We start from the raw sequence: 6,520 nt of genomic DNA, 5'->3' as shown, positions 1-6,520 counted from the left end.
GGTCAAGCGGACCCCCACGGCGCGAAGCGCCACCAGGGTCCGCTTGAGGCGACCGTCCGGGGCTAAGAGAATGGGCAGCAGGGGGACGGGGAACCCCACCCAACCCCACCGACCGACCGACCCCCCAGGAAGCCTCACACCACGGCGAACCGCTTCCCCGCGTCGGTGAGCACGTCGTGCAGGCCGCCGACGATGTCGTCGAGCAGGGCGGCGTCGCTGACCAGCGGCGGCGCGATCTGCAGGACGGCGTCGCCGCGGTCGTCGGCGCGGGCGATGAGGCCGGCCTCGCGCAGCCGGCCGGGCAGGAAGCCGCGCAGCAGGGCGCCGCGCTCGGCCTGGTCGAACCGGGTGTTCGCGTCGTCCTTGACCAGCTCGATCGCCCAGAAGAAGCCGGCGCCGCGCACGTCGCCGACGATCGGCAGCGTGAGCAGCTCGCGCAGCCGCGCTTCGAGGTGGCCCGTCAGCGACCGGACGTTCTCGAGCACGCCGTCGCGCTCGAAGATCTCGATGTTGCGCAGCGCGATGGCCGCGCTCACCGGGTGGCCGCCGAAGGTGACCCCGTGCCGGAGCACTCTGCCGCCGTCGACCAAGGGCCGGACGACGCGCTCGGTGGCGAGGACGGCGCCCATCGGGGCGTAGGCGGAGGTGATGCCCTTGGCCAGGCTCACGAGGTCAGGCGTGATGCCTTCGCGCGCGACGCCGAACCACTCGCCGAGCCGCCCGCAGCCGGTGATGACCTCGTCGGCCATGAGCAGGATCCCGTACCTGTCGGCGAGCTCGCGCAGGCCGCGCCAGTACCCGGGCGGTGCGGTGAGGCAGCCGCCGGCGTTCTGCACCGGCTCGGCGATGATCAGCGCGACCTCGTCCGGCCCGGCCGCGACGACGGCGGCCTCGAGCTCGGCCAGCAGCCGGTCGCGGAACGCGTCGGGATCGGCGCCGTCGGGCGCCCGGAACGCGTTGGTGGCCGACACGTGCGTGACGTCGATGGGCGGCGGCCCGAACGGCTCCTTGAACCGGTCGACGCCGGTGAACGCGAGCGCGCCGAGCGTGACGCCGTGGTAGGCGATGTCGCGGGCGATGGCCTTCGTCCGCTGCGGCTGGCCGATGGCGACGTAGTGCTCGCGGACCAGCTTCCAGGCCGCCTCGACCGACTCCGAGCCGCCGTTGGTGAAGAATGCATGCGTCAGTCCCGGCGGCGCCAGGCCGGTCAGCCGCTCGGCCAGCTCGATGGCCGGCGGATGCGCCGTCGCCCAGTTGGTGTTGAACGGCAACCGGATCAGCTGCGCGGTGGCCGCCTCGGCCATCTCGGCGCCGTAGGAGTAGCCGAGCTGGGCGCAGAACAGTCTCGACAGCGCGTCGATGTAGCGCCGTCCGCGGGTGTCGAACACGTAGGGCCCCTCGCCCCGGTCCAGCACCAGCAGATCGTCGAGCCGCTGCTTGGAGAAGTGGAGCAACAGGTGATCCGCTGCGGACCGCTGCAGTTCCTCGTGAGTCGGGGTCATGTCTCCTCACCGCCTTCGTGCTCAGTGTGGACCATGCCGACGACCTGCTCGGCGACGGCGGCCGGGTCGGCGTCCGGCTCGACCGCGACCGATACGTGGCCGCCGTCGGGGCGCGGTACCACGACCTGGTGGAAGTTGCCGTATCGGACCACGAGGTAACGCAGCCCGCCGCAGTCGATCTCGCCGCGCTGCCGGGCCAGCGTGAGCAGGGCCGGGTTGACGAGCAGTTCCTCGTACCGGTCGGACTCGCTCGCGGACGCGCCGGCCAGCCCGTCGCGCTGGCGGAGGGTGACGTTCTGGCCGCGGCCGGTCGCGACGTAGCGCACCTGCGGTCCGAGCTCGAACACGCGCTGGATCAGGGTGAGGTCATTCACCCGGCTGATGCTAGGCGGCGGCTCCGTCCATGCAGAAGGCCCGGCAACCATCGGGTTGCCGGGCCTTCATCTGGTAGCGGGGGCAGGATTTGAACCTGCGGCCTCTGGGTTATGAGCCCAGCGAGCTACCGAGCTGCTCCACCCCGCGTCGCTGAGTTCAGTTTACGCGATCGGCACCGGTGCACCAAATCGCGCGGACGACCGCGCGGCGCGGCGAGAATGTGCGGCATGACGGACTTCGAGGTGCGCCCCGCCCGGCCGGCCGACCACGCGGCTGTCGCGGCGCTGACGGTGGCGGCGTACGACGCCGACGGGTTCCTCGACGGCGACGAGGAGTACGCCGGCGAGCTCTCCGACACCGTCGCCCGGTCCTCGCAGGCGACGCTGCTCGTGGCCGCCGACCCCGACGGGACGGTGCTGGGCGCCGTCACGTACTGCCGGCCGCCGAGCCCGTACGTCGAGGTGGCCCGGCCGGGTGAGTCGGAGTTCCGCATGCTCGCCGTCGACCCCGCGGCGCGCGGGCGCGGGGTGGGTGCGGCGCTGGTGCAGGCCGTCCTCGACCTCGCCAGACAGCACGGCGACCACGCCGTCGTGCTGTCGTCGCTGCCGCAGATGCACAGCGCGCACCGGTTGTACGAGCGGCTGGGGTTCCGCCGCGTGCCGGAGCGCGACCACATGCCGATCCCCGACTTCCTGCTGGTCGCGTACCACCGCGCCGTCGAGGAAGCCGGGGATCGAGCCGGCGGGTGATGCTCAGCCGCCGGAGGTGTCGCCGCCCGCGCCGGTCTCGCCGCTGATCTCCTGAGCCGCGGCGATGGCGGCGTCGAGCCGCTCGAGCGCCTCGCCGTAGGCCGCCCAGTCGCCGGCTTGTTGCGCCGCCCGCGCATCCGCCCAGGCCTGCTCGATGTCCTGGAGCGCCGCCGTCAGGTCGGCGGGCGGGGTGGGCGTGGTGGTCGGCGTGTCCGTGGGCGGCGGCGTCTCCGTGTCCGGCGGCGTCGTCTCGCCGTCGGTGGGCGGCTCCTCGACGCCGCCCGGCGGCTCCTCCGTCTCGGTTCCGGCGTCGCCCTCGAAGATCTGGTCGAGCGCGCCCTGCAAGGTGTCGTCGAAGCCGATGTTGTCGCCGAACTGCACGAGCACGCGGCGCAGCAGCGGATAGGCCGCCTCGCCGGTGGCTCGGGCCACGTAGACCGGCTGGACGTAGAGCAGGCCGCCGCCGACGGGCAGCGTCAGCAGGTTGCCCAGCTGCGTCTCGGCGTCGCCGGAGCGCAGCAGGGTCAGCTCCTGCGCGACGTCGGCGTTGGACTCGAAGTCGTTGGCGACCTGGCCGGGACCGTCGATCTGCGTGTTGCTGGGCAGCCTCAGGATCTGCAGCTGGCCGTACCCGTCGCTTCGCGCGTCGGCGTTGACCGCCATGAACGCGGCCAGGTTCGGCCGGCCCCGGGGCGTGTACGTCGTCGTGAGGGAGAAGATCGGCCCGTCGGCCTCGGGCAGCTCGATGGTCTGGTAGTACGGCGGCTGCTTGACGTCGATGTTGGACGACGGGTCGGCCGGGACCACCCAGCGGTCCTGGCCGCCGTAGAACGTCGAGGCGTCGGTGACGTGGTACTGCTCGAGCATGTTGCGCTGCAGCTTGAACAGGTCCTCGGGGTAGCGCAGGTGGTCCATCAGCGGCTCGGGGATCTCAGAGCGCGGCTGCACCGTGTCGGGGAACGCGTTCATCCACGCCTGCAGGACGGGATCGTTCTCGTCCCACGCGTACAGCGTGACGGTGCCGTCGTAGGCGTCGACCGTGGCCTTCACCGAGTTGCGGACGTAGTTGATGAAGTCGTCGGGCTGGGCGGCCAGCGCCGGTCGGGCCGTCCGCGAGTCGCTGGTGGCCTCGCTGAGCGACACCCGCTGGCTGTACGGCAGCGAGTTCAGCGTGGTGTAGCCGTCGAGGATCCAGACGACGCGGCCGTCGACCACCGACGGGAACGGGTTGGCGTCCACCGTCAGCCACGGGGCGACCTTCTCGATCCGCTGCCGCGGGTTGCGGTCGTAGAGCAGCCGCGACTCCTCGTTGATGCGGTCGGAGAGCAGGAAGTTGGCCTCCTGGAACCGGGTGGCATAGAGCAACCGGTTCCAGAACGAGCCGATGGGCACGCCACCATCGCCGTCGTAGGTGTTGCGCCGTTCGCTGCCGGTCTCGGGGTCCTCCGGGATGTCGTACTCGACCGGGTCGGTGCTGTCGGGGGCTCCCACGATGGAGTAGCTGGGCGAGTTCTCACCGAAGTAGATGCGTGGCTGGTACTCGCCGAGGACACCCTCGGTCGGGATGTCCTCCTCGGCGAAGAACGGCGAGCCGTCGGACTCGCGTGTGTTGCCGTACGCGGCCACGACGCCGAAACCGTGGGTGTAGACCGTGTGCTCGTTGATCCAGTTGCGCTGCTCGGCCGGGATGCCGTCGGCGTCCACCTCGCGCACCGCGACGACCATGTCCTGCTCGGCGACCACACCGGAGTCGTCGGCGACGGTGTAGCGGTCGACGTCGAGCGGGTCACTGAACGAGTAGAAGCCACGCACCTGCTGGAGCTGCTGGAACGCCGGTGGGATGACACTGGGGTCCATGAGGCGGATGCCGGGGATCGTGGCGGAGTCCTCGGCCAGCTGACCCGGCTGGACCTCGGTCGTGGCCACGTACTCGTCGGTCTGCACGCCCTCGACGTCGTACGCCGAGCGCGTGGCTTCGATGTTGCGTTCGATGTACGGCGCCTCGCGGCTGGCCTCGCTCGGCCGCACCTGGAACTGCTGGACGAGGAACGGCCACAGACCGCCGAGCAGGACGGCCGACAGCACCAGCAGTCCCAGCCCGATGCCCGGCAGCGTCCAGCTGCGCTGCCAGACGTTGACGAAGAACAGGATGGCGCAGATGGTCGCGACGAAGATCAGGATCGTCTTGGCCGGCAGCACCGCGTTGATGTCGGTGTAGGAGCCGCCCGTGAAGCGGTCGTTGTCCTGCATGACCAGCGCATACCGGTCGAGCCAATAGGCCACGGCCTTGAGCAGCACGAACAGCCCGATCAGGACGGACAGGTGCGCCGTGGTGGCCGGGCTGACCTTCTGCCCCGCGGTCTGCAGCCGGATGCCGCCGTAGACGTAGTGGGTGATGGCGGCGACCACGAGGCCGAGCACCACCACCGCGAACCCGTAGCTGACGACGTAGCGCCACCACGGATAGTCGAAGGCGAAGAAGCCGAGGTCCAAGCCGAACTGCGCGTCGTCCTGGCCGAACTCGCCGCCGTTGCGCCAGAGCAGGAACGTCTGCCACTGCCCGGCCGCGCTGGCGCCGGCCATGATGGCCAGCAGGACCGCTGCCGCCGTCAGCACCCAGGTACGGACCGGGTCGATGGCGTCGCGGTAGCGGTCGAGGCTCTGCTGCTCGACGCTCATGGGCCGGTATCGCGGGCGGACGCGGTAGGCGACCATGCCGTTGACGACGACCGAGGCGGCCATGAGAAGGCCGAAGACGACGAACAGACCGGACCGCGTGACCAGCTGTGTCGTGAAGACCTGGGTGAAGTCGACCGACTCGAACCACAGCCGGTCGGTCCAGAACGACACGATGAGCACATACGACGCGATGAGCACGCCGAGCACGATGAGCGTGGGCAGCAGCGCGCGCGAACGTCGTTGTGGCGCGCCGCGGAACGGTCCGGCGGGTCGGGGCATGTCCTGGCTCACCCCTGGAAAACTATCTCACCGGCCTGTGCGGTTCCGAACCGCGGTCGAAACATCGCTGTCGGCGGACGGTTCTGGGCGAACCGTGACCTGTTCGTCGCCCGGTCGTGACCGGTTTCGCGGGCCGTCGCCGCCCGTGCGACGATGCCATCATGAGCGGCAACGACCAGCCGAGCGCCCTGGTGCGCGCCATCGCGGAGATCGAACAGCACGTCCGCGGCGACGGCTGGGACCAGCCCGCCCGGCTGTACGCCCTGGCGTCCACGGCCGACCTGCTGTCTCGCGAGCCCGACCTCGCGGCCCGCATCGGCATCGAACCGGACACCCCGCCCGACGCGCTCACTCCGATCGAGCAGGACGTCGCGGGCCGGCCCATCGAGGACCTCCTGGTCGAGATCACCTGGCCCGACACCGTCACCGGTTGCGCGCTGGTGCTCGAGCGCATCGTGCTGCCGCCCGGCGCCGAGGAGCAGATGCCCGACGACGACGGCGCCGCCGCCAGGTGGGCGCAGCAGCACCCAGCCCGCTCCGACGTCCGCGTCGTGGTCGGCGTCATGCGCGACGGCAGCCGCGCCTCGGTGCTGCGCATCCGCGGCCACGAAGCCGACGACGAGCTGATCCGGGGCGCGGAGCTGTCGCCCGAGCTCGGCAATGCTCTGGCCGAGACCTTCGACTGAGGTTCGCCGGAGGTTGCCGAGTGGGCCGGGGGGATGAGGTGGGCTCCCCGTCCCCCTTGCTGCCCATTCTCTTGACACCAGGCACCCGCCGATCATCTCCAAGGCCGGGGTCCTCGCCGAGTCGGTCGGGGGTGGTGAGGTGGGCTCCCCGTCCCCCTTGCTGCCCATTCTCTTAACCCCGGGCACCCGCCTCAAGCCGGCGCCCGCTGTGGTCACCTCGCCGCTGTGCTCGGGGGGCTTCGGCTTGACC

General features: G+C 71.0%; 5 protein-coding genes and 1 tRNA gene. 2 read left to right on the top strand and 4 right to left on the bottom strand.

Annotated elements, in window-relative coordinates:
* Nucleotides 1–134: 134 nt before the first annotated feature.
* The 3 genes from E1212_RS28770 to E1212_RS28760 form a co-directional block, all read right to left on the bottom strand.
* On the bottom strand, nucleotides 135–1,502 hold the full coding sequence (locus E1212_RS28770; RefSeq protein ID WP_131988930.1) for an aminotransferase class III-fold pyridoxal phosphate-dependent enzyme: 1,368 nt from the start codon (nucleotides 1,500–1,502) through the stop codon (nucleotides 135–137).
* Complete coding sequence (locus tag E1212_RS28765; protein ID WP_203417372.1) at nucleotides 1,499–1,876, bottom strand: hypothetical protein; 378 nt, start codon at nucleotides 1,874–1,876, stop codon at nucleotides 1,499–1,501. The genes E1212_RS28770 and E1212_RS28765 overlap by 4 nt, the downstream gene beginning before the upstream one ends.
* Before the next feature lie 71 nt (nucleotides 1,877–1,947).
* Nucleotides 1,948–2,024: transfer RNA gene (locus tag E1212_RS28760), tRNA-Met, on the bottom strand.
* A gap of 80 nt (nucleotides 2,025–2,104) precedes the next feature.
* Between E1212_RS28760 and E1212_RS28755 the strand changes: the two genes are divergently transcribed.
* Nucleotides 2,105–2,626: a GNAT family N-acetyltransferase gene (locus E1212_RS28755; protein WP_131988928.1), complete on the top strand. Its 522-nt coding sequence runs from the start codon at nucleotides 2,105–2,107 to the stop codon at nucleotides 2,624–2,626.
* A 3-nt stretch (nucleotides 2,627–2,629) separates the two neighbouring features.
* Here the strand turns inward: E1212_RS28755 and E1212_RS28750 are convergent, their stop codons facing one another.
* On the bottom strand, nucleotides 2,630–5,584 hold the full coding sequence (locus E1212_RS28750) for a UPF0182 family membrane protein (RefSeq protein ID WP_131988926.1): 2,955 nt from the start codon (nucleotides 5,582–5,584) through the stop codon (nucleotides 2,630–2,632).
* Nucleotides 5,585–5,745: 161 nt separating this feature from the next.
* On the opposite strand from E1212_RS28750, the gene E1212_RS28745 reads away from it, so the two are divergent.
* Nucleotides 5,746–6,270 carry a PPA1309 family protein gene (locus E1212_RS28745; RefSeq protein ID WP_131988924.1) on the top strand — a complete coding sequence of 175 codons (525 nt, stop codon included), beginning with the start codon at nucleotides 5,746–5,748 and terminating at the stop codon, nucleotides 6,268–6,270.
* Nucleotides 6,271–6,520 lie beyond the last annotated feature (250 nt).

The sequence above is a fragment of the Jiangella ureilytica genome (genome assembly GCF_004348545.1).
Taxonomy (GTDB): Bacteria; Actinomycetota; Actinomycetes; order Jiangellales; family Jiangellaceae; genus Jiangella; species Jiangella ureilytica.
The sequence above is the reverse complement of the archived record's forward strand: the minus strand, read 5'-3'. Positions and strand labels throughout refer to the sequence as shown.